This is a genomic window from Gillisella terrae (genome assembly GCF_004801395.1).
In the GTDB taxonomy this organism is placed as follows: Bacteria; Pseudomonadota; Alphaproteobacteria; order Rhizobiales; family Rhizobiaceae; genus Allorhizobium; species Allorhizobium terrae.
This window is the reverse complement of sequence record NZ_SSOA01000003.1, coordinates 163647-186242: the sequence shown is the minus strand read 5'-3', so window position 1 is coordinate 186242 and position 22596 is coordinate 163647. Positions and strand designations below refer to the sequence as shown.

Annotated in this window: 21 protein-coding genes, 1 tRNA gene and 1 pseudogene; 12 read left to right on the top strand and 11 right to left on the bottom strand. The window is 55.2% G+C overall.

Annotated elements, in window-relative coordinates:
- Positions 1 to 72: 72 nt before the first annotated feature.
- Positions 73 to 1287, bottom strand: coding sequence for an MFS transporter (locus E6C51_RS08090; RefSeq protein WP_210234990.1), 1215 nt, complete (start codon positions 1285 to 1287; stop codon positions 73 to 75).
- Between the two features lie 312 nt (positions 1288 to 1599).
- On the opposite strand from E6C51_RS08090, the gene E6C51_RS08085 reads away from it, so the two are divergent.
- Positions 1600 to 3117: a GMC oxidoreductase gene (locus E6C51_RS08085; protein WP_190235612.1), complete on the top strand. Its 1518-nt coding sequence runs from the start codon at positions 1600 to 1602 to the stop codon at positions 3115 to 3117.
- Positions 3118 to 3217: 100 nt separating this feature from the next.
- Here E6C51_RS08085 and E6C51_RS08080 read toward each other — a convergent pair whose 3' ends face one another.
- From E6C51_RS08080 to E6C51_RS08070, 3 genes are read right to left on the bottom strand one after another with little or no spacing between them, the layout of a single operon-like run.
- Positions 3218 to 5611, bottom strand: a complete 2394-nt coding sequence (locus E6C51_RS08080) for a beta-glucosidase (RefSeq protein ID WP_190235611.1) — start codon at positions 5609 to 5611, stop codon at positions 3218 to 3220.
- Positions 5611 to 6219, bottom strand: coding sequence for an NADPH-dependent FMN reductase (locus E6C51_RS08075; RefSeq protein WP_190235610.1), 609 nt, complete (start codon positions 6217 to 6219; stop codon positions 5611 to 5613). Before E6C51_RS08075 ends, E6C51_RS08080 begins: the two co-directional genes overlap by 1 nt.
- On the bottom strand, positions 6216 to 7337 hold the full coding sequence (locus E6C51_RS08070) for an LLM class flavin-dependent oxidoreductase (RefSeq protein ID WP_190235609.1): 1122 nt from the start codon (positions 7335 to 7337) through the stop codon (positions 6216 to 6218). The genes E6C51_RS08075 and E6C51_RS08070 overlap by 4 nt, the downstream gene beginning before the upstream one ends.
- Positions 7338 to 7806: 469 nt before the next feature.
- Here E6C51_RS08070 and E6C51_RS08065 point away from each other — a divergent pair, with 469 nt between their 5' ends.
- The gene (locus E6C51_RS08065) at positions 7807 to 8880 is read left to right on the top strand and encodes a porin (RefSeq protein WP_190235608.1); all 1074 of its coding nucleotides are present in this window, start codon (positions 7807 to 7809) and stop codon (positions 8878 to 8880) included.
- Positions 8881 to 9215: 335 nt separating this feature from the next.
- On the opposite strand, the gene E6C51_RS08060 is transcribed toward E6C51_RS08065, so the two are convergent.
- Positions 9216 to 9608 carry a C-glycoside deglycosidase beta subunit domain-containing protein gene (locus E6C51_RS08060; protein WP_190235607.1) on the bottom strand — a complete coding sequence of 131 codons (393 nt, stop codon included), beginning with the start codon at positions 9606 to 9608 and terminating at the stop codon, positions 9216 to 9218.
- 13 nt (positions 9609 to 9621) lie between these two features.
- On the bottom strand, positions 9622 to 10641 hold the full coding sequence (locus E6C51_RS08055) for a sugar phosphate isomerase/epimerase family protein (RefSeq protein WP_190235606.1): 1020 nt from the start codon (positions 10639 to 10641) through the stop codon (positions 9622 to 9624).
- 287 nt (positions 10642 to 10928) lie between these two features.
- Between E6C51_RS08055 and E6C51_RS08050 the strand changes: the two are divergent.
- Positions 10929 to 11618, top strand: a pseudogene (locus E6C51_RS08050) (IS6 family transposase).
- Positions 11619 to 11929: 311 nt separating this feature from the next.
- Here the strand turns inward: E6C51_RS08050 and E6C51_RS08045 are convergent.
- Positions 11930 to 12760, bottom strand: a complete 831-nt coding sequence (locus tag E6C51_RS08045; protein ID WP_190235605.1) for an inositol monophosphatase family protein — start codon at positions 12758 to 12760, stop codon at positions 11930 to 11932.
- Positions 12761 to 12828: 68 nt separating this feature from the next.
- Entirely contained in the window at positions 12829 to 14976 is a 2148-nt protein-coding gene (locus tag E6C51_RS08040) for a TonB-dependent siderophore receptor (protein WP_407920786.1), read from the bottom strand.
- Between the two features lie 263 nt (positions 14977 to 15239).
- On the opposite strand from E6C51_RS08040, the gene E6C51_RS08035 reads away from it, so the two are divergent.
- Positions 15240 to 16133, top strand: coding sequence for a MurR/RpiR family transcriptional regulator (locus E6C51_RS08035; RefSeq protein WP_190235603.1), 894 nt, complete (start codon positions 15240 to 15242; stop codon positions 16131 to 16133).
- A 113-nt stretch (positions 16134 to 16246) separates the two neighbouring features.
- On the opposite strand, the gene E6C51_RS08030 is transcribed toward E6C51_RS08035, so the two are convergent.
- The gene (locus tag E6C51_RS08030) at positions 16247 to 16543 is read right to left on the bottom strand and encodes a PRC-barrel domain-containing protein (protein WP_146931919.1); all 297 of its coding nucleotides are present in this window, start codon (positions 16541 to 16543) and stop codon (positions 16247 to 16249) included.
- A gap of 217 nt (positions 16544 to 16760) precedes the next feature.
- A tRNA-Thr gene (locus E6C51_RS08025) sits at positions 16761 to 16835 on the bottom strand.
- A 152-nt stretch (positions 16836 to 16987) separates the two neighbouring features.
- Between E6C51_RS08025 and E6C51_RS08020 the strand changes: the two genes are divergently transcribed.
- A complete protein-coding gene (locus E6C51_RS08020) occupies positions 16988 to 17215 on the top strand; it encodes a hypothetical protein (RefSeq protein ID WP_230987122.1) in 228 nt (75 codons plus the stop codon).
- A gap of 141 nt (positions 17216 to 17356) precedes the next feature.
- The gene (gene murA / locus E6C51_RS08015; RefSeq protein ID WP_190235602.1) at positions 17357 to 18649 is read left to right on the top strand and encodes a UDP-N-acetylglucosamine 1-carboxyvinyltransferase; all 1293 of its coding nucleotides are present in this window, start codon (positions 17357 to 17359) and stop codon (positions 18647 to 18649) included.
- On the opposite strand, the gene E6C51_RS08010 is transcribed toward murA, so the two are convergent.
- Entirely contained in the window at positions 18639 to 18788 is a 150-nt protein-coding gene (locus E6C51_RS08010; RefSeq protein WP_186827681.1) for a hypothetical protein, read from the bottom strand. The two genes, murA and E6C51_RS08010, sit on opposite strands and share 11 nt — an antisense overlap.
- A gap of 5 nt (positions 18789 to 18793) precedes the next feature.
- On the opposite strand from E6C51_RS08010, the gene E6C51_RS08005 reads away from it, so the two are divergent.
- From E6C51_RS08005 to E6C51_RS07980, 6 genes are all read left to right on the top strand, one after another.
- Entirely contained in the window at positions 18794 to 19231 is a 438-nt protein-coding gene (locus E6C51_RS08005) for a DUF2948 family protein (protein WP_146931923.1), read from the top strand.
- Between the two features lie 41 nt (positions 19232 to 19272).
- Entirely contained in the window at positions 19273 to 20571 is a 1299-nt protein-coding gene (hisD, locus tag E6C51_RS08000) for a histidinol dehydrogenase (RefSeq protein ID WP_190235601.1), read from the top strand.
- A 3-nt stretch (positions 20572 to 20574) separates the two neighbouring features.
- Entirely contained in the window at positions 20575 to 21048 is a 474-nt protein-coding gene (locus E6C51_RS07995) for a UPF0262 family protein (RefSeq protein WP_190235600.1), read from the top strand.
- Positions 21049 to 21061: 13 nt separating this feature from the next.
- Positions 21062 to 21541: an arsenate-mycothiol transferase ArsC gene (locus tag E6C51_RS07990; protein WP_190235599.1), complete on the top strand. Its 480-nt coding sequence runs from the start codon at positions 21062 to 21064 to the stop codon at positions 21539 to 21541.
- Between the two features lie 122 nt (positions 21542 to 21663).
- Positions 21664 to 21882, top strand: coding sequence for a translation initiation factor IF-1 (gene infA / locus E6C51_RS07985; protein ID WP_004435948.1), 219 nt, complete (start codon positions 21664 to 21666; stop codon positions 21880 to 21882).
- 14 nt (positions 21883 to 21896) lie between these two features.
- Positions 21897 to 22517: a Maf-like protein gene (locus tag E6C51_RS07980; RefSeq protein WP_146931932.1), complete on the top strand. Its 621-nt coding sequence runs from the start codon at positions 21897 to 21899 to the stop codon at positions 22515 to 22517.
- Positions 22518 to 22596 lie beyond the last annotated feature (79 nt).

Genomic DNA, 22596 nt, shown 5'->3' with positions numbered 1-22596 from the left:
GCTAAAAAAGCGCGATGCTGATCTTCATGATCATGCATCGCGCTCGTTTGTCTTCATGTGCTCTTTGCTGTGTTACTGTGCTTTGGCGAAACGAAGAGCGCGCGCGAAGGACGAAACAGCGAAACCAAGAAACAGAACGCCGACAAAAATCGCCAGCGGTCCTGCGATCCGGAAAGGGTAGAGAACATCGTTACCGGCCATGTTGCGCAGGGCACTGAAGAAAAGTGGACTGACGAACATACCCGCGAAAAAGGCACTGCACCAGGCCCCCATGGCGCGCCCGCGATGGGCAGGACCAAACAAAGACGAGACCCAGAAGATCATCGCGCTGACGGCCATACCAGAGCCGAGCTGCTGAACAGCTCCGGCAATGCCCATCCTGACTTCATTGGTAGCGATACCGACACCACCCATGCCGACACCGATTAAAATCATCATGACGCCCAGAACGTGTTCGGGAGAAATGCGTTTGGAAAGATAGCCGAACAAAAGGGAACCGATCGGCACGACCAGAGAGACAATCGACAAGATCAGACCAACACGTTCAACCGGGGCACCCTGCAGCGAATGGAATGCCGAAGCACCGTTTATGGTGTAGATGTAATACAGAATCGCCACGCAAAATGTGACAGACACAACGGTCAGAATTCGCTTCCAGGGGAAGTTGCGGTCATCAATGTCCGGTTCGTCGGCATGACGACCGATCACCTCAGGCTCATACATCCATATGTACATGGCAATGAAAAGCGGGAAGGACACGGCATAGATCCAGAAGGCTCCATTCCACTGCACAGCCGTGAGAAAGCCAGAAATGGCGATGATGCCGGAAGCAAACAGGGGGCCGACGAGGCCCTGAATCATCAGCCAGAAACGACGGCGATTGACGCCGAAATAGTCCATCATCATTGTGTTGGCGACGGTCAGCACCACCGCTTCGGATACGCCCACGCCAAGCCGTGTTATGAAGATCGAACTGAGCTCATGGATGTAAAGCGGCATAGTGCCACAAATACCATATAAAAGCGTGGCCCAGAGCAGCAGAGTGCGGCGGCCAATGCGATCTACAACCCAGCCCACAAAGGGTGAAAGGATTGCGATCATCAAGCCCGGCGCGGTGAGCATCAGCGGAATCAGCGTTTGCGCGTTGGGTGTGGCTGAAAAATGCTGAATCAGACTGGGCACCGCAGGCACCAGCGATATAATGGCCATGATTGGCAGAAATGACGTAACGGCCATAACCAGACCTTGCGCTACGCCGGCTTGGCGGGGAAGTGGGGCAGTGCTCAAGACATTCTCCTCCTTAGTCTTGAAATGACCCGGTTTCGATCAGGGACCGGTCCTTTCCGGCCTGTTTGAAAACGGACATTGTGGCAACTTGCTGTGTAAATCTGTCGCAGGATACGCGCGTTTGGTGCTTCTTTGAAAATGAGAATTACAGATTCGGCTATTCATGAAATTGATACCCCCGCCTCGAAAATTTGCGGGCTATCCTCTGGATGCATTCATGGGAATGATCCATGCATCTGCGCTTTTCATTACTGATTCAGGAAAGACCGCGATAAGCCGAGATGATGGGACGACGCATGGAGGAGAGGAAAAATGCCGGAAGTCTTTGATGTTATCGTGATTGGCAGCGGACCGGTCGGATCGGGGTTTGCACGGCGGATTATCGAACAAAATGGGCCATGCAAGTTGCTTCTGGTGGAGGCCGGAGAAGATTTGAAAGGCAGCGGTGGTACCAATATTCGCAATCTTCAGCCGCAGGATCGCGTGGCAGCCTATGCCCAGGCGGAAAGTTTTCCCCTTGCCCGCCTGCCCGATGGCTTACCAGACAACAGGTTGAAGGCGCGGCCCGGCACGTTTCTGGCGCGGCACGATGCGCTGCCGGAACCTGATGACGTGGCTATGCCTGCAGCGGCAATGTCAAGCAACGTCGGCGGCATGGCTGCCCACTGGACCTGTGCTTGCCCTCGTCCCGGCGGCGCGGAGCGAATCGATTTTCTGCCCGCGCAGCAGCAGGACGCAGCATTTACGGTGGCGGAACAGTATCTATCGGTTCGTCAGGACGGATTTCCGCCCAGCCCGCAAGCCGATTTCATCGTTGAGCGATTGCGCCGTGATTTTGGGGCAGGCCGCACCCCAAATCGTTTGCCGCAGCCCATGCCGCTTGCCTGCCGGCCCGGGGTCGATGGTCCGATCTGGGCGGGTGTGGATGTGGTCTTGGGGCCTCTGGCCGATCCTGCGACCCGTGCAGAAAAGGGCGTGGAGTTGCGCACCGGGACTCTCTGCCGCAGTGTGCTGCATTCCAATGGTCGTGTGACAGGGGTGAGCCTGCGTGATCTGGCCAGCGGCAGGGAGTATAATGTTTCTTCGGGAATTGTGATGATTGCCGCCGATGCTTTTCGCACGCCACAACTTCTTTATGCCTCCAACATAAGGCCTGACGCTTTGGGGCGTTATCTGAATGATCAGCCGCAGGTTATCTCGCTGATTGAACTCGATCCTGATCGACAGTGGCAGACCCAGCAGGATGCGGAGACAAACGACCAGCGCGATAGCGTAACCGGTGTGAGCTGGATTCCTTATGCGGATGATGACTTTCCTTTTCATGCACAATTGATGCAGATGGATACGTCACCCATTCCACTGGAGCCAAAATCTGATGGATCTGGACGGCCTGTCGTCGGGCTTGGGCTGTTTGCTGCCAAACAGCCAAGAGCCGAAGATCGCATCATCTTTGATGGCGGTGAAGACGCGCTGGGAATGCCGCGGTTCAGGCTGGATTATTGTCTGAGTGAGGCTGATCGCTCTCTTCAGGCCAAAGCGCATGATGTTGTTGAGCGGGTTGGTGCATCGTTGGGCCGGGTTGTTGGCAAACCCATTATTCTTCCCGCTGGCACATCGCTCCATTATCAAGGTTCATACCGAATGGGCAGTGTGGATGATGGCACCAGCACCTGTGATCCCAACAGCCGTGTTTGGGGTTTTGACAATCTCTATCTGGGCGGCAACGGTATTATTCCAACCCCTACAGCCTGCAACCCGACGCTCACGGCCGTGGCCCTTGCGGTTATGGCCGCAGATCATGCCGTGGCTATGATGCGAAAACAACAATAAGAGCATCTGTCAGCAAGAAATGCGACGTCGAAAAAGCCACCGCCTTTGATCTCGGCGGTGGCTTTTCTTGTGAGTATACCGTTTACTTACGGCACGATCCTTACGGCAGTGTGCCAATCTCACCGCGCTGCAAGGCCGATTCCAGGGTTTCTCCAGCGTAGAACGTAACGTTGGATGGTGTTATCCATTGATCGTTCTGCCAGCGACGCAACGGGCGCATATCCGGCACAACAGTCATCTGGCTCTGACCTTTTGCGGGCACCATGCCGCAGGCATAGCCGACCAGGCTAAGAAAATCCTCGCCCGAAAGTTGAGCGTAGAGCTGTACCACAGCTTTTCCGGGCCGATCGGCCGAATTGGTCATAGTGGCGGAGAGCCGCCCTTCTGCAAACTTCGTTGCAGTGAGCGCAATCCGGGCATAGCCCATCCCATGGCCCAAGCCAAAATGCGGTTTTCGCTGGCGGACCTGCAAACCACGATAGCCGATGAGCCGCCCCTCATCATAGGAGAGCCTGCCTTGGGCATCGGGCTGCAAGCCAAAAGCCGGGTAATCGTCTGCGCTGCGTGCGATGCTGAAGGCCAGACGCCCGCCCGGTTCGCGCGTGCCCGTCAGCACGTGCGCCAAAGCCGTGCCAAATTCCTGGCCCGGATACAGGGCAAGCATCAGCGCCCTGACCTGATCATCAAAGCCGAGCGACAAGGCATGGCCAACATTGACGATGGCGACAGTGGCGGGATTGGCTGCCGAAACCCGCCGGATCAACTCAAGCTGGCGCGTTGACAGATCAAGCCCCTGCCGATCCTTGGATTCCACGCTGGCATCCGAGGTTTCCCCCACCATCAACAGCACCAGATCGGCGCTGGCGGCTACCTTTTCGGCCTCCCGCAACATGTCCTCGCTGCGGTCCGGCTCTGCCAGTCCATACCACAGGCCCTGCACATGGGCTGGCGGATAGCGCAGCTCGATTTCTATTTTGATGGGTTTGAGGTTATCAACCATCACCTCAATGCAATCAGCCTCGCCGGATTTGAGCCGACCCATAATATCCGCTGGCGCATAGACGGCATGATCCTCATGCAACAAAACGCCGTTGACCAGCACCCGGATAGACCCTGTACCGCCTACATACAACAGATGGCGGCCCGTATGCTTCGGTATAAACAGGCCGCTGGCCCGCACGCCTGCGGCACGATCAATGATGGCGGCAACGGCGGTGCGGGCAAACCATGTCAGCGAATTGGTTGCGCGGGTCTCTTGTGCCACGGGTTGCCGGGTGAAATCATGGCTATCGAAATAGCATACTGTCATGCCCTCGCTGCGGCCATCGCCGAGGTCCTGAATGGGCCTGACTGGCATCGGTGGCAGGATAGGTTCTGACAGACATCCTTGCGCAAAGACAAGATCAAACCGCCCCTTGAGCGCTGAGGTGACAGCCTGATAAGGCGTTGGCAAAGCCGGGTCCACCGCGATCTTGGCAAAAGTGCCGCCCTGATAACAGGGAGCAGTCCAGTTTGGACCAATCAGGGCAATACGTCGATGCCGCTCAGGATCAAGTGGCAAAACATCGCCTTCATTTTTCAGCAGCACCATGCCTGCTGCGGCAGCCTCCGCAAGTGCCTCCCGATCCAGTGGGGCCTGTCTGCCCTTGCCCGCAAAGCGGCGGGCCGCGGATGCAACACGCTCCGCCGCATCATTCAGTCGCTCTTGTGTGAGAGTACCGTCTTCCAGCATGGAGAGAACGTGCTGCCCCATATGCCGGCCCGGTCCCGGCATTTCCAGATCCAGCCCGTTTTGCGCCGATGCCAAACCATTCTGCACCCCAAACCAGTCGGAAATCAGCATGCCGTCATAGCGCCACTCACCTTTGACAATCCGCTGCATCATCAAGGCATGTTCGGCGCAATAGGAGCCGTTGACCCGATTATAGGCCATGAGAAAGCCCGCGGGTCTGGCCGTAAGCTGCATTTCAAATGGCAGCATGTAAACTTCGCGCAATGTGGCTTCATCCACCTGAATGTCCACCGTGTTGCGGTCTGTTTCGCTATCGTTACAGGCCATATGTTTGGGAATGGCCCCCACGCCTTCCGCCTGCAAGCCTTGTGTCCAGGCAAAGCCGAGGCTGCCGGTCAGAAAGGGATCTTCCGAAAAATATTCAAAGGCACGCCCTGCCAGGGGCGAGCGTGGCAGGTTCAGATTGGGAGCCAGCAGCGCATCGACGCCAGTACGCGCTGCATCAGCGGCAATCACTTGTCCCATGCGGTACACGAGATCTGCATCCCAGCTTGCCCCAAGCGCAACGGGGGCAGGGGTCAGTACGGCGACATCACGTTCATCAACGCGGCCGCTGGCAACGCCCATGGGACCATCCGCCATATTGAGAACAGGCAGACCGCCCACAGCAGCCGTGCCCCACATGGTGGCACCGGCGGTGAGAAGTGCCTTGTCTTCCTGCGCAAGTGGCTTTTGGGTTTTCTCCAACACGGTGTTGTCCATCAGCTTGCCCTTTGCAAGTCCTGGCCGGAAAGCGCAGGACTTGCCCTGAATGCGTGACTAAAGCGGATGACCTGCTCTGCTTGTGCCGTTACTGTTGCGGCCACCTGCGGATCGGCAATTTTGCCTTGATCATTGAAAATCGGGCCTGCCAGTGAGTTGACGGTCACACCTATCGGTGTAGGCCAACCGCGCATGGCATGAACCATATCTCGCAGGGCCGAAAGTGTGATGCCCGTTCCCTGCCATCCCGCGGCAGACACCATCAGTCCCACCGGACGCGCGTCAAAATAGACGCGGGCATCTGCACGCAGATCCTCTAACAGATCCAGCGCGTTTTTCACCAGCCCGGAAATCCCGCCATGATAAGCGGGCGTTCCAATGATCAGGCCATCGCATTGGCGGATCGCTTCGACAAATTCGGTTTGGGCCGCCGTACGCTGCGGGTCTTCGGGCGCGTAATGCGGCAAGGTGGAAAGGTAGGCACCATCAAACAAGCGCACTTTCGCCCCGTGCGCCTCGCAGGCAGCAAGACCGGCCCGAACCAGCTTTTCGCTGGAAGAACCTGGCCGCGTTGTACCACCGAAGCCGACAATAAAAGGCTGGCTCATGCGGCGGCCCTCCGGCTTGCGGCAAAATGTGGAATCACACGCTGGCCCATCAGCGAAATGGTCTGCTCTGCCAGCGCCAGACGGCGCTCGGTCAAAGGACCAGTGGTGGTGCCGCACAGAACATTGCCAATGCCGAGAGCAGCATACGGTTCAAGATGCTCAATCACCTGCTCCGGCGTTCCGTACAGGCACCAGGTGGCAATCCACTCCTCAGTCAAGGCATCCAGATTAACATCCGTCTTCTTGTTGGCGTCATCGGCCTCGGCCTTGCGCGCAAAGGCGTTTTCCCGGTTCACAGCGTCCTGATAGGCGCGCAAAATCTCTTCTAGCTCTGCCCGTGCCTGATCGGCAGACGCTGCCACATGCACACACTGATAGGTATGAGTTGTCCAGGCCAACGCGTGATCAAGCCGCGCCTGATCATGACCCGATGCCATCAACAGATCACGATATTTGGTGAAATGCCTGGTGACATGCGTCATCGGTTCGAGATTGTTGATGATCGGTGGGCTGAAGGCCGGAATAAAAGCTGGCCAACCCATTTCTGCTGCACGCCGCACGGACGCTTCCTTAAAGGCAACCGGCATCAAAGGCGCATGCCCCTTGCTGTAGGCAACCGGGGAAATACGCTGGATCACCTTACCCTGATAAGGGCCGTTGTCGAACTCGATAGGGGCGTCTTCCGGTTGTTTGGCCCAAAGAGCTTCAGCAATGTCCAGATTACGGTCTGAAATCCCAGAGGCATCCTTATAATTCACGCCAAAGCCGATCATTTCCTCTGGTGTCGTGCCTGAGCCAACACCAATCAGGACGCGCCCGTCATTCAACTGATCCAGCAGATTGACCCGCTCGGTGAACCGCACCGGGCTGTGCAGTGGAACCGAGGTGACAGAAAAGCCCAACGTGGTCTTGCGCTTCAATTGCGGTTGCAGCCAGGCCGCAAACATCATGGGATCCGAGGCCCAGGGTGCATAGCCAGTAAAATGATGATCCGGCGTGAAAATTGCCTCAAAACCCTGCGCTTCAGCATGCAAGGCATGGTCGCGCATAGCCATCATGACAAAACGGTCCTGCTCAGGTGCCGTGGCACGGGCATTTAGAAACAAGGAAAAACGCATACAATCCTCCCAAAAATGCGAAATATGAATTAGAATATTAATTCTTATAATGAGCTGAAGTCAATTGTCAAGCGGCCGTTCCGCAACCCTCCATAGAGGCGTCAAGGTGCTATCCTCGGAGAGAAAGCGGCATAACGGGATGGCAGCTCAACCCAGGTCTTGGTGCCGGGTGCATAGGCCTGTCCTATTCAGCTGATAAATACAGCTATGCAGAGTTAAAATTTCTGATTTGACGATCCGCAACTTAATGTCGTGCCTGCATAATGAATGGGAGTGAGTTATGCACCTCAAACAGAATAACAATACCGGGACGATCCTTTGTTTCGTCCATGAAAGGTAAGTTCGCCAGGTAACGATGGCCTGTCACCTTATCGCGGTGCGTGACGTTTTTTAAGACATAGATCAGAGGCGTTTGTGCGTGGTGACCCACCGCCACGTCAAATTTTTGTTGCCTCTTTGGGAGGATGTAATGCTTGGGAGAAGAGTGATCGGCGCAGGTCTTTTGGCCTGTGCGGCGGTGCTGCCGTGTTCAAAAGGCTATGCGCAGCAACTTTTGGAGGAGCCGCTGGAGTATGTCAGGGCCTGCAGTCTGTTCGGTCGGGGCTATTTTTATATTCCTGGCACAGAGACGTGTCTTTCCATTCAGGGCCAGATCCGTGCAGAAATTGGAGCTGGTGGCGATGTGGGGTCAGGCGCTGATCCCAATGGTTATTTTACCGTGTTGCGGCCAACGCTGCGTTTCAGCACGGCTTCCGATAGCGAATTGGGCACGCTCAGGACACTGACAGAGCATCGCTTCAGCTATTCTAATGGTAATTTTCAGGGGTATCGCCTCTATCGAAATTACATTCAGGTGGATGGTTTCAAAGCCGGTCTTGATGAAACCGCTTTTAAAACCATTGATGATGACTATGGAGAATTTATCAATGATGGCGTGATACCCGCAGGCGGTTACCGCACATTCCTGATCAGCTACACGGCAAAGCTCGATCCGCGCCTGGCCTTTACCGTATCGGTCGAGGAAGGGGGCAACGATGATGCAAATGTCAATGTCAAAGCGCGTGACATGCCCTATATCGTCGGTGGCGTGCGTTATGAGCAAGGGGGCTTTTCAACATCTTTGCGAGCTGCCTATGACAGTCTCAATCAAGCCTTTGCCGGAAAAACGCGCTTCAGCTATGATGTGAATGATCGTTTCAATCTCTGGGCCATGGTTGGCTACAAGACCAACGAAGATCATTATGCGCTGGATTCTTCCGGAAGAAGCACTCGTTTGGTCGATAGCTTTTATGGCACCTGGGGCGGCAGTACCGCAGGCTGGACAGGCTTAGCGTATAAGCTGACCAACAAGACCAAGATGAATGTGCAGCTTGGCTACGATGGAACCCGGACCTTTGCGGCCACGGCCAATATTGTCTACACGCTGGCCCCCCAGCTGATTGTGATGCCGGAAGTGAGCTATACAAGCTGGAATGATCGGAAATCCTGGAAAAATGACCTTGATCAGGTGCAGTTCAGGGTACGCCTACAGCACAGATTCTAAAGTTTTCAGGGAAAAGTGGAAGCCGCTTTTCCCAAAAAGAAAACAGGAATGAGATAATCAAGAGCGGTTCACTGTTTCAACGAAACAGTGAACCGCTCTGACTCTTTGTTTTTCAAAATTTCCAGACGAAAAACCGCTCAGCATCTTTCTGAAAATCAGCCACTGCATAATTCCTTAAATCGAAATCGATTTAAGGAATTATGCAGCATATTAAAAGTGTTACAATGCCGTGCGCCCGCAGACACGAAGCCGGACGGCATACAAACATGGATCACATTTGAAATTGATCATTGAGGAATGATGCATTGATTAAATCAATACATCATTCCTGCTCATTACGCAGCCAGTTCGATCTGGGTCTCAAAGCTGGTGGTTGGTACGAAGGGCAGATAGGAAATGCGTAGACGCTCGCCCAGCTTCAGCCTGTGCGGGCCAGCGCTCAGGCCTCCCTCACGCAGAACGATGATCGTGGCTTTTTCGCCAAAATTCCAGCGATCATCATAGCAGGTTTCCATTTCATCCAGCGACCATGTACGGCCGCGAACCGAGAAGCGAATGTTCTCACGTGCGACAGCTTCGCCATCGATGGTGATAATGAGGTCCTCAACCATGGAAAGTCCAAGACCCCGATAATAGGGCAAACGTGCCTGGAACTCAAAGCCGACGACCCTGTCGTTCTCAACCGTGTTGCGGAAGCCGTCCTTGCAGATGATATGATGGTCAAACATGGTCTAATTCCTTTCAAGCCGCACGCGCAGTCAATGTCTGGGGAGCCTTTTCGCCGAGCAGTTTGCAGAACATCAGTTGCTGACGACGCACCTGTTCGACGCTTTCAACCTCCTGAACATCTTCAACCCATCGATTGCCCTCGTATTCAGAGCAGATATAGCCCTTGTACCCGCCCTTTTTCAGCACCTCGAAGACCTCATCGTAGCGAATGGACCATTCGGTCAACTCTTCGGTCATCTCATAGAACTTGGCATGGATGTTGTGAATGCGTGGCATGTAATCCAGCATGCGCTTGGGGCTGAAGGCAGAGTTATGCCGCAGCGTTTCAGCCATGGCCACCTGCGGGCCTGGGCCCCATTTCAACATCACATCGTTGATGACGTATTCGCTCAGGCGACGGTCTTCGTAGCAGCGCTCAATGAAATCCGCCGCATCCTGCGGGCAGCCATTGCGAATGAAACGCTCCTTCCAGACGCGAGGATAGCGATCCAGAAACACGCCCATATCTGGCAGAAAACCGAGTGCCTTGCTGCCGGATTTTTCGTAAGCTTCCGCATGACGCATGATCCACGGATGATCGAAGTGCAGCGGCGCATGCACTTCCACGAGGATCGTGATGCCCTTTTCCTCCGCATAGGGTGCTGCCGCCACCAGAACCGAGGGATCGACGGAGACGAGGGAGCGAATGAACTTCACACCGAGACGCGCACCGAAATCAATGTCCTTGCGAACACTGGCCACCTGCTCGTCAAAAGGCATCTCGCGGCCCTTGTAACGCTTGTAATCCAGCATGAAATCATGGCAAACCGGCGTCGTGCCATAGTGTTTCATGTGGTCGTGCCAGGCGGCAATGTCCGCATCCGCTACGCTCGCTTCCGGCCATCCATGGAAGGTTTGCTCCCCGACAATCTCAATACCATAAGCGCCCATTTCGGCGCAGGTGCGAATACAATCCTCAAGGGTCATTCGCCCCAGAAACGTATCGTTCTGAAAACTGTAAAGGCTCACGCCCCGTTTAATATCATAGGTCATTCCATTCCTCCTCCAAAAGGACGCCCAACAGATGCGATGGGCATAATGACGGATAAAGCGCCACCCGTGGCTGCAGCCACCGGCGACACCCCTCTAGTAGGACTGCACGCCTCTGCGCGAGCCGAACATCTCTGAACTTTAAAATAAAATCAGAATATTAATTCTTATATTTTCAACATCCTTGATCTGTCAAGTGTCAAGACCTCACTCTCAATGCCCTGCTGGGGTGTTGTCACGTTAATCGGCTCAAAGTTACCTACGTTTAGGGTTGGTCGTAGATTTCAACGATGCAAACATCCGAAATCAGTTTCAAGCATCACCGTTTTCCTGCGCAAATCATTGCTCACGCAGTTTGGCTTTACCTGCTGTTCAATCTGAGCCTGCGTGAAGTTGAGAAAATGCTGCTCGAGCGTGGTGTCGATGTTTCTTATGAGATCGTCCGCCGCTGGATCGCCAAGTTCGGACCTCAGATCGCTCGCAACTTGCGGAGACGGCAGGCCCGCCCAGGCGATGTTTGGCATCTGGATGAAGTCGTTGTGAAATGCGCTGGAGAGAAATTCTGGCTTTGGCGTGCAGTCGATCAGCATGGCACTGTTCTTGAAGAAATCTTGCAGAAGCGACGCAACAAAAAGGCGGCCAAGCGGCTACTAGTGGCGTTGATGAAACGCTATTGCTTTGTTCCCAAACGTATCATCACTGATACACTGCGGCAAAGGCGGACGTGGCACCCGGCCTCGACCATTGGTCGCACAAGGGCCTCAACAATCGGGCCGAAAACAGCCACCTGCCGTTTCGAAAAAAGGGAACGAACAATGCAGGGCTAACGATCACCGGGAGCATTACAACGGTTCGTCTCCATGCACTCCGCTACCCGCAATTTCTTTTCAGTTCCATCCCGCCGCCGAGTCGCACAAACAATTCGCTACCATCGCCTCGAAGCATTCAATGCATGGAAAATTGCGGCCTCCATCGCCTGAAAATTCTGTAACCGCTAGCCTTTCTCGGACTGGCGAAGTTAACCTGACAACATCAAATTTAGAGTTTTTCAGATCAAGATTGCCTTTGGCACGCAACCCAAAATGAAAGGCCCCTCCCCAGCCCTCCCCACAAGGGGGAGGGAGTATTTAATTTCTCGCAAGTGACTGTTTTTGATCATAAATCATTGGATCGAACAACAGGGGCGACGCATTCGACCTGCCCCCTCCCCCTTGTGGGGAGGGTTGGTGAGGGGTTTTTAAAAGCCAAAAACCATTGCGCCGCGCACTCTGGAGATAGACCCTGACAAACTCTAAGCCGATTGAAACCCCTCAACCAACCAGGGATGCAAAGCCGGATTGGCCACGAGAAGATCGCCAAACGGACCGATTGCTCCACCCAAAAAGCCGGTGACAACACCACCCGCTTCGCGCACGATCAGCATGGATGCGCCATAATCATGCATGGATAGGCCGTCTTCAAAAAAGCCATCCAGCCGCCCACAGGCCACATAGGCCGTGGACAGTGCTGCCGAACCAAGCCTGCGCACACCGGCCGTATTATCCATCAAGCGGCGCAGCGCTGCCTGATAGGCCTCTTCAGAAATGGTCTTGACCTGCCCCGGCACAGGCAGGCCCGCGCCAATCAAGGCATCCTGCACATCGGAAAAAGGCGTAAGAGCGAGCCGCTCCCCATTGAGATAGGCCCCTTTGCCTTTTTCTGCGCTGAAAAGCTCATCCAGCATGCAATCATACACCACACCGCAGACCACCTCGCCCCGCTCGACGATGGAAATCACAATGCCAAAATGCGGCAGGCCCCAGGCGTAATTGGTGGTGCCATCAATGGGATCGATATAAATGCGCGGCGCATCCGCACCGGCTTCAACATTGCCCACCTGCTCTTCGCCCGTGATGGAATATTTGGGAAAAGCCGCCTTCATCCGATCCACAATGATCTGCTCAACGGCAACATCAATCTCGGTCTGATAATCGCGCGGCGCTTTCGACACCATCTGGCTTGAATAGCGACGCTTGAGCGATGAGCGGGCAAGAAGGCCCGCCTCAACCACGGTGGAAGCAAGTGTGACGAGACGATCCGAGGCGTGAGGGCCAAGGCGGGGAAGAATGCTATCTGGGGACATGGGGAATCAGCCTTGATGGAAAAGAGCTTCTTCTCGCCCATCTCCCTGACACTGGTGTGACAATACCCCTAAAATTTAACAGAGGCCGTCACAGAAACATTGAAAGGTTCACCCACCTGATTGGCATAATTGGTCGAGCCAATTGAGGAGGTGTAGTAGGTCTTGTCGAACAGGTTTTTCAGGTTCACCTGCACCGTCATTGGCCGTTCAAATTTCATGGTATAGGCGGCAAAGGCATCAAACACCGCATAGCCCGGCAGATAATAGCTGTTGTTATTGATGCCAGCCCGCTTGCCAACGGCGCGAACACCGCCGCCAACCTTCAGCGTATCGCCACGGCCGTTCACCTCGCCAAAATCATAGGCCAGTGACAGCGCGCCCGTGTGTCTTGCCACATTGGGCAGTTGCTTTCCGGCGTAATCAGGATCTTCCAGCACTTTGGCATCGGTCAGACCGTAGCTGGCAATCATCTGCCAGTGGTCGGTCAACTGGCCAGCAACATCCACTTCAATGCCGCGGGCGCGCACCAGACCAGCGGCCTTGACCACACTCTCGCCGCCAATCGATTCGGAATAGGCAACATTTTTCTTGCGGCTGTTATAAAGCGCAATATTGGCGCTCAACCCCTCCATTAGCTCCAGCTTGGTGCCGATTTCATAGGATGTGCCTTTTTCGGGGTCGAGATTGCCATAATAGCTGCCCACAGAGGATTGCGGCCGGAATGTCTTGGCCGCATTGGCATAGAGCGACACCGATGGCGACAACTTATAGACAATGCCGCCATTGGGGATCAAAGCGCCACCATTGCTCATGGTGTTGGCGTTAAACGGACGCCCCTTGCCAGCATAAAGATCGTAATATTGATAGCGTAGCCCGCCCACCACGATCCATTGATCGCTGAGATGCAGCGAATCCTGCATGTAAACAGAAGCGGTCGAGAGCTGCTCTGTCTGGTCGCTATCAGAGGCCGATACCGTGTTGCATTGCGCCAGATTGCCATAGACCGGGTTGTTGATATTGAAGTTGCTGAAATTTTTACACCGCAGCATATCGGTGCGCAGCGTGTCGCTATAGTCATAAGACGTGCCAAACAGCAGATCATTTTGAAAACCACCGATGTCAACCTCGCCGGTTATATCAGCGCGAAGCGCATGGCTCTCCATGGTGGAATATTGTGTCGCATCAGCGCGGCGGGTCACCACACCGGTCTTGGCATTATAGCCCATCACGCGGGCCTGATTGTCAGAATATTCATTGCGGCTATAGGCGTAGTTGAGCGACAGTTTCCAATCGTCACTCAAATCACGATCAATCGAGACTTTGGCCAGATCCGAGTGTCCGTCCGTGATGTTATAGGCCTCATCCAGCCGGGTCCGGCGGCTCAAATCAACGGCTTTGCCGGTGGTGAGATCAAAAATCGTGCCCCGATCAAACGGCACGCTGTAATTCTCATGCATATAAGACACCGTGACCTCGGTATCCTCACCGCTCCACATCAGCGATGGGGCCAGCATCCAATTGTTATTATGGCCAAAATTGCGCCAGTAATCGGCCCTTTGCCCCTCACCAATAAAGCGGTATGAAAAATCCGTTCCTTCAATCGGCCCGGTCACATCAAACCCGGCCCGAGCCCCATCGCGGCCAGCGCCATAATTGCTATAACGGCTATAGACGGTTGCCGAGAAATGATCCTCAGGCTTTTTGGTAATCACATTGACCAGACCGCCGGGGTCCAAAATGCCGTAAAGCGTCGATGCCGGACCTTTCAGCACTTCCACCCGGTCCACCGTGTCATTGAAAACCCGCGGAATGGTGGTTTTCAAACCATCAATCAAAATCGAACCATCACGATTATCGCCAAAACCACGACGAATAACCGCGTCTTGCGTGCCACCCAGCGTGTTGGCCTGGGTAATGCCGCTGATATTGGCCAGCGCATCATCCAGCGATGTCGCAGCCTGATCAGTCAATACCGGATTGCTGACAACATTGACCGCCTGCGGAATGTCCAAAAGGGGCGTATCGCTGCGCGTAGCCGTGCTGGTGGAAACGGGCTGATAACCGCGCGTGTCTGTTTGGGCGGCACCATCCACCGCGATGGTTTGCAATGTGGTGGTTTTGTTTGAATCACCCTCTTGCGCCCATGCTGGCACCGCCACTGATGCCAAAAGGGTTGTTATCATCACCCGTTTCGAAATGCGTCCCGCCGCCATCATCATATTCACTCACCAGTCCAAAAATCCCCAATCAGCGGCCATGCCTGCACACATCCGCTGAAACTAACTGGGCTTTTCGAATTGATGAATGTAGTAGTCAACTTTAAACTGGCGACATAAACAATGAATCATCCGCTCATAGGCCTGCCACAGCAAGGCCGAGGTGGGTATAAAGCGTAAAATCGCCCGCCTGCGCGGTATTTTGCACCGGGCAAGATGCATGCAAACGTGACTACTACAAACACCAAGGACCACCCGAAACCATGAGCACGCAGCCCAAAGGCCCCAGCAAGATGCACCGCATTGACCGCTATGGCGAGCGGCTGCGCAAGCGTCGCAATCAACTGTCGCCGAGCCTGCTCAGTGTGGCGGAGTATATTGATGGCCACCGCCATTCGGTTTTGAGCAAATCGGCGCTGGAAATCGGCTTTGCCACCGGCACGTCTGATGCAACGGTCATTCGCGCCCTTCAGGCGCTGGGCTTTCGCGGGCTGGTCGATTTGAAAGACACGCTTGAGGCCTATCTGGGCCAGACCGATTCGCCGATTGAAAAAATGGCGGCCACCACCGATGTGCTGAACGGCAATAGCGATGCCGCCATTGATTTCGTGGTGGAAAATCAACGTGCCGCCATGGATGCGCTATCAACACCCGAAAATCGCGCCGCCCTGGCGCTTGCCACACAATTGCTGGCCACATCACAGGCAATTGGCGTGTTTGGCATTGGTGCCAGCGGCATTATTGCCGATTACGCCGCCCGGCTGTTTGCCCGCTCCGGCTTTCGCTCTTACGCGCTCAACAACACCGGCATAGCGCTGGCCGAACAATTGCTCATGATCGAAAAAGGCCACGCCCTCCTCATGCTGCTGCACGGCCGCCCCCACCGCGAAGCGCTGGCCGCCATCAACGAAGCCAAACGGCTGGATGTGCCGGTGATCCTCGTCTTGAGCCAAAGCGAAAGCGTGCTGCGCCAACACGCCGCCGCCTGCCTGATCATGCCCCGCGCAAAAAGCGACCACGTCGCCCTACACGCCCCGTCGCTGGTGGTGATGGAAACGATAGCCCTTGCCCTTGCGGCTACGGCGGAAGAGCGAACGCTTGAAACGCTGAATAGGCTGGTGGAGTTGAGGGGGGCGATAAGGCCGGATAAAAGGTAATCGCATTTTCGACTTGAAATCGTGTTCGCCTTGAATTCTAGGTCAATATCGAGGTTTAAACGCGAAAGCCCGGCAAAAATTAGCCGGGCCTCAAATTCGATGGTGTGAAGATCTTAGTCCCGATGCTCGGGCATTTCCTTCAACTGGTCTTTGGTCCAGTTTGTCACGGCGTGTACGTCGCCATCGCTGTCGCGCATGAACTCGAGATCCACCAGAGGCACGCCAACAGGCTTTGCGCCGATGCCCAGGAAACCGCCAACATCAATGATCGCGGTGCGACCTGCGCCTGTGCCGTGCAAGTGATCCAGCGTACCGACCTTATGGTCATCGGCACCATAAATTGTCGCACCATCCAGAACGGCGGGCGTCAGCTCGGCGGGGCTAAGACGAACGTGATTCGTATGATCCATTGTTTGATCCTCCTTGTTGATACTGCTAATACAACCAACAGAGGCGTATATTGTTCCCTATTGAAACAGCCATGTCATAGGAGACGCATCAATTCGAAGAGTGTGTGAAAGACACATCTTAGCTAAAAGCAAATTCTTCATGGCAATAAAGTGCATTCCCAAATGCGGCACAATCGCACCCATTATACACATGCGAAATTGATATTATTTGGGAAAATGGTGCTGCTAGAGAGATTTGAACTCTCGGCCTCTCCCTTACCAAGGGAGTGCTCTACCCCTGAGCTATAGCAGCATCTGGCGAAGCACTTTCGTGTGCGCTTCGGAACGAGGGGGCTATTGCCATAGCTGATGCGGGAGCGCAAGCGGCAATTTGAAAATCAGGCAATAAAATTTGAAAAGCTGTGCTATCTTCCGGTTTTTCCACAAACACGCTATCAGACCCCCATGAGTGACATTGAAGAACCAGCCACCCCGGACATTGGCGAGAGCCAGCGCCGGAGAAAAAGCCGAGATCAGTCTGCCCAGCGTCAGGAGCGGGCAGCGGCCAAGCTGCGCGAAAATCTTTTGCGCCGTAAAAATCAGGCGCGCGCGCGCCGCGCGGGCGACGCCGATGAAACCGATGGCCTGCCTGCGGCCAAAGCACCTGTGCCTGATCAGGACGCAGATAAATAAGCAGCCATGCATTGGGCCGAATTGAATGCGGCGCTGATTTCGTTTAAACAGCGCCTTCTTTTATCCCGATAAGCGCGGGCTTTTTATTCAAACCAAGAAAGGTGGGGGCAGGCAGACGTTTATGCCCCCTGAACAACATCAATGGATCGTATCAGGATTGTCGGCGGCAACGCCCTTCATGGCATCATTCCCATTTCCGGCGCAAAAAATGCCGCTCTGCCGCTGATGATTGCCTCGCTGCTGACCAGCGACACGCTGACGCTGGAAAATGTGCCGCATCTGGCCGATGTCGAGCTGTTGATGCGAATTCTGGGAAACCATGGTGTGGATGTGGCCGTCAATGGCCGTCGCGAGCGTCAGTCCGGCAGCTATGCCCGCACCATTCATTTCACCTGCCGCACCATTGTTGATACCACCGCTCCTTATGATCTGGTCTCGAAAATGCGCGCCAGCTTCTGGGTGCTTGGCCCGCTATTGGCCCGCGAGGGCAAGGCCCGCGTATCCCTGCCCGGCGGCTGCGCCATTGGTACGCGCCCGGTTGATCTGTTTATTGACGGCCTCGCCGCCCTTGGTGCTACCATTGAAATCGACGCTGGCTATATTGAAGCAACCGCCCCCAAAGGCGGCTTGATTGGTGCAAGCTATACCTTCCCCAAAGTCTCGGTTGGTGCCACCCATGTGATGATGATGGCGGCATCTTTGGCGCGCGGCACCACCACAATTCACAATGCGGCCCGTGAACCGGAAGTGGTCGATCTGGCCAATTGCCTGATTGCCATGGGGGCCAAAATCTCCGGTGCTGGCACCGCTACCATCACCATTGAAGGCGTCACCAGCCTGCACGGCGCGCGCCATCGCGTCTTGCCAGACCGCATTGAAACCGGCACCTATGCCATGGCTGTTGCCATGACCGGCGGCGACGTGACGCTGGAAGGCACCGACATCACGCTGCTGGACACCGCTGTGGAAGCGATTCGCCGGGCCGGTGCCGAAGTGATGGCGGTTGCCGATGGCATTCGCGTGATTGGCCATGGCGATGCCATCCGGCCTGTGGATATTGTCACGGAGCCCTTCCCCGGCTTTCCCACCGATTTGCAGGCGCAGTTTATGGGGCTTATGACCCGTGCCCAAGGCGTGGCCCATGTGACGGAAACCATTTTTGAAAACCGCTTCATGCATGTGCAGGAGCTGGCGCGGCTGGGTGCCAAAATCACCCTCAATGGTCAGACCGCGCGAATCGAAGGGGTTTCGCGCCTGCGCGGCGCACAGGTGATGGCAACAGACTTGCGCGCCTCCGTCTCTTTGGTGATTGCCGGCCTTGCGGCTGAGGGCGAAACAATCGTCAGTCGCGTTTATCATCTTGATCGCGGTTTTGAGCAGCTTGAAGAAAAGCTGACCCGTTGCGGCGCGATTGTGCAGCGCATCAGCGACTAACATCGCCATCCATCGTCGTTGCGCCATTGTTTGCGGGTGGCGCAACGCCCATCTCATAGAGCAGTTGCAACATTCTTGGCAAAAGTGGGCTTGCGAAACCGGCGGCAAACGTCAATTCTGCACGCACCACCAGGGACATGGCTCATGACTGATTTAAAGCTGCTATCACTCGACAACGATGACCTGACAATCCTGTCTGCCCACATGCAGGATGCGGTGTTCAAACCTGGTGATGTGGATTATACGCCGCGCGCTGGCATTTTTTCTGTGGCCGTCAACCGCTTTGTCTGGGAAAAGGCCAAGCGCAAAGACAAGAGCTTTGAGCGCCGCCGGGCAGTGCTGACCATCAAGCGCGTGCAGGCGGTGCGCTCCATTGGCTTTGACCGCACAGATAAAGAGCAGGTCTTGAACCTGCTTGCGCTCAACTTCAATCAGAAGGGCGAAGGCCCTGACGGCACGCTGGAGCTGGTGTGCGCCGCCGGTGCCACCATTGCGCTTGATATTGAATGTATTGAAGTTCAGCTTGCAGATGTTGGCGGCGCATGGGAAACGACATCAAGGCCCAACCATTCCGACGCATAACGGACACGGGCAGCGAAGACGGACGTAAAAGGAAAAGACCAGTGGCAGTTTGGTTAGACAAGGCATCGGATGATTTTGAAGCGCGGTTTGCTGCGTTTTTGACAACCAAGCGCGAAGTGTCGGAAGATGTCAACGCGGTGGTCAAAACCATTATCGATGATGTGCGCACCCGTGGCGATGCGGCTCTGGCCGATTATTCGCGCAAATTCGATGGGCTGGATTTTGCGCTCACCCCCATGCGGGTCACCACTGAAGAGATTGATGCGGCCGAAGCAGAAGTCTCCCCGGAGGTTCTCGACGCGCTGAGGCTAGCAGCCACCCGCATTGAAAAGCATCATGCCCGCCAGATGCCCAAGGATGATATTTATGAAGACGCCATTGGCGTTGGCCTCGGCTCGCGCTGGACGGCCATCGATGCCGTTGGCCTCTACGTGCCGGGTGGCACCGCCAGCTACCCAAGCTCGGTGTTGATGAATGCCGTGCCCGCGCGTGTCGCCGGTGTGCCGCGTGTGGTCATGGTGGTGCCAGCGCTTGCGGGTGCCATCAACCCAACCGTTTTGGCAGCCGCCAAAATCGCCGGTGTCAACGAAATTTATCGCATTGGCGGCGCACAGGCTGTGGCGGCTCTGGCCTATGGCACAGAAAGCATTGCGCCTGTTGCCAAAATCGTTGGCCCCGGCAATGCCTATGTTGCTGCTGCCAAACGTCAGGTGTTTGGTACCGTCGGCATTGATATGATTGCCGGTCCGTCGGAAGTATTGGTGATTGCCGATGCCGACAATAACCCCGATTGGCTGGCCGCCGACCTCTTGGCGCAGGCCGAGCACGACCGCGGGGCACAATCGATTTTGATCACCGACAGCGTGGAGCTGGCCAAAGCGGTGGAAGCCGCAGTCGAGCGTCAGCTCAAAACACTCAGCCGCTCCGAGACCGCCACAGCCAGCTGGAAGGATTTTGGTGCCATCATCATCGTGCCCGATCTGGCCGCCTCTGTGCCGCTGGCCAATCGCATCGCTGCCGAACATCTTGAGCTGGCCGTTGCCGATCCTGACGCTTTAATGGCTGGTATTCGCAATGCAGGTGCTATTTTCATTGGCCGTCACACACCAGAAGTGATTGGCGATTACGTTGGCGGTTCCAACCATGTGTTGCCCACGGCGCGTTCAGCCCGGTTCTCGTCGGGCCTGTCGGTGCTGGATTTTGTCAAGCGCACCTCAATTTTGCGGCTTGGCGCAGAACAGTTGAAGCAATTGGCACCGGCGGCCATAGCCCTTGCCAAAAGCGAAGGTCTGGATGCTCACGCCCGTTCCGTGGCTATTCGCCTCAATCTCGAAAGTTAAGCCATGGCAAAAGGCGACTTCCGGCTCAGTGATGTGGTTCTCGACGAAACAATCGGCCGTTCAACGCCCGATGTCGAGCACGAGCGGGCGGTCGCCATTTTTGACCTGATCGAGGAAAACAGCTTTGCGCCGGCGGGCCATGCTGGCGGGCCATATCATCTGTTTTTATCGCTGGTCGATTCCAAATTGGTCTTTACCATAAAAACGGAAAGTGGCGACGATGTTGCCACCCACATCCTCTCGCTGACGCCTTTGCGCCGTATCATCAAGGATTATTTCATGATTTGCGAAAGCTATTATGAAGCAATCCGCTCTTCGACCCCCAGCCAGATCGAAGCGATCGATATGGGCCGACGTGGCATTCACAATGATGGCTCACAAACACTGATGGATCGCCTGAAGGGCAAGATTGGCCTGGATCTGGACACGGCACGGCGGCTGTTCACGCTGGTCTGCGTGCTCTATTGGCGCGGTTGAGACCGGAGATCGCATGGACAATCCGGCTGATACCCATAAGGACCGCGCGCTGCCCTCCTCCATTCTCTTTTTGTGTGGCATGAATGCCATTCGCTCGCCCATGGCGGAAGCGATTACCAAAAACCTTGCATTACCAGGTGTTTACGTTGTGTCTGCTGGTGTGCGCCTTGGCGAGCGCGACCCTTTTGTCGATGCGGTTCTGGAGGAGATTGGTCTTTCGCTTGGCAAGCGCCAGCCACAAACGCTGGATGATCTGGAAGATGATTTCTTTGATCTGATCATCACGCTTGCGCCGGAGGCCCACCACGCTGCACTGGAACTGACACGCGCATCATCCGTCGAGGTGGTCTATTGGCCGATGCCAGACCCCACCGTTGAGGCCGATACACGCGACCAGCAATTGGCCGCTTATCGCGATGTTCGCGACCGTTTGAGCGCGCTGATTGAGGAGCGATTCGGTCGCCCAACGCCAGCACCCCTTGACGAGGCCTGAAACAAAGACGAAAAGCCCCATCTACAAGGTTCACAAAGGGCTGGCGATTGTGTAGTTTCCGGCCACATTTTGACCGGAGCGGAATCCTGCTCCGATGAAACAGACAGAAAGACAAAGCGTCAATGGCTAAAGAAGAAGTCCTCGAATTCCCCGGTGTCGTGACCGAACTGCTCCCCAATGCGACATTCCGGGTGAAGCTCGAAAACGAACATGAAATCATTGCCCACACCGCAGGCCGCATGCGCAAAAACCGTATCCGCGTTCTGGCAGGCGACAAGGTGCTGGTGGAAATGACACCTTACGACCTGACCAAGGGCCGTATTACTTACCGCTTCAAGTAAGAGACAGAATCCCCATGGCGGTCAAACGCAAGCTGATTTTAGCCTCTGGCTCACCACGTCGCGTCGAACTCTTGCGGCAGGTGGGTGTTGAGGCAGATCGGCTGATGCCGATGGATCTTGATGAAAGCCAGGAAAAGAACGAGCAGCCTCGCTCTCTGGCCCGCCGTTTGGCATCAGACAAGGCCAAGGCAGCCCTTCACGCGATCTCCGACGAGCCGGACTGGAAAGGCAGCTACATTCTGGCCGCCGACACGGTCGTTGCCGTTGGCCGCCGGGTGCTGCCCAAAACAGAATATAGTGATGAGGCTTTATCTGCCCTCAATCTTTTGTCGGGTCGCAGCCACTGGGTATTTACCGGCGTTTGCCTGATCACGCCTGATAAAAAACTGCGCCACAAGGTGGTGGAAAGCAAAGTGCGCTTCAAGCGCCTTTCCGAAGCCGAAATTTCCGCCTATCTTGAATCAGGTGAATGGCGTGGCAAAGCGGGAGCCTATGCCATTCAAGGCTATGCAGGCAGTTTTGTGCAGAACCTGACGGGCTCTTACAGCAATGTGGTGGGCTTGCCGCTGTATGAAACCGTGCAATTGCTCACAGGCGAAGGCATGAACGTTCACGCCCGCTGGCCTGAAGGCTGATACACCTTGCTGTATAATTCCTTGAATCCGAGTGGATTTAACGGCAAACTTATGCAGCAGATTAAAAGTCTTAAAGCGT